The sequence below is a fragment of the Vibrio sp. 1402 genome, assembly GCF_033340275.1.
The window spans coordinates 1-653 of sequence record NZ_JAWOWE010000343.1 but is presented as its reverse complement, the minus strand read 5'-3'; the positions used below and the strand labels follow the sequence as shown (position 1 = coordinate 653).

General features: G+C 47.8%; 1 protein-coding gene and 1 pseudogene. Both read right to left on the bottom strand.

Features of this window, described 5'->3' with window-relative positions; genetic code table 11:
- Positions 1–169, bottom strand: a 169-nt coding sequence (locus tag R7044_RS25965) for a VOC family protein (RefSeq protein WP_225456090.1), incomplete at its 3' end; no start/stop codon positions are given.
- Positions 170–323: 154 nt separating this feature from the next.
- Positions 324–653, bottom strand: a pseudogene (locus R7044_RS25960) (LysR family transcriptional regulator); the annotation flags it as partial.

Sequence of the window (653 nt, the reverse complement as noted above, 5' to 3'; positions counted from 1 at the left end):
CAATCAATGCGTTACCAGCCCTAAGCTGGGTTAAACCAAGCTCCATTACTTCGCGCTCGACTGGGCAACCCAAAACATCTCGATAGAAATGCAACATGGCGTCGAGGTTGCACGTTCTTAACACGACATGATCAAGGGCTTGGATTGCGATTGGGTTGTTGGTGGGCATGCTTCACTCCTTTTGTGCGGTTATGGAAAAGTATACGACCTGAACGTCCATATTGATCGTTAAGTCATTTTTAACATATGCACATTTGGTCATAAAAGGGGCGTTTAAGAAGAGAGAAAGAGTTTTTGGCGAAACGCCTTGATGTGCGACCGCGTCAGGCGTTTAGGCCTGTAGCAAATTGGTCACGCGCCCAAGCTCGCAAACGTTGATGGGAAGTACTCGACTCATCTCGTTTATGGAAAATCAGTTTATAGCTGAACGGCTCGGAAAACATTGGAGTTTGAATGACTTGCAGATTCAAAGCCGATTGCCATTTCTGCGCCAAAGACTGGGGAAGCACGCCTAAGCAATCGTGTTTCGCTACATAGAGCATCATGCCAGAGAGCGATGTTGTCATCATTTCCACATCACGCTCTTGCAGCCCTGGCTGGTGAATTTCGGTGTTGCTAACTGGGAAGTCTGCGTCTCCGACAAACCGACAGTG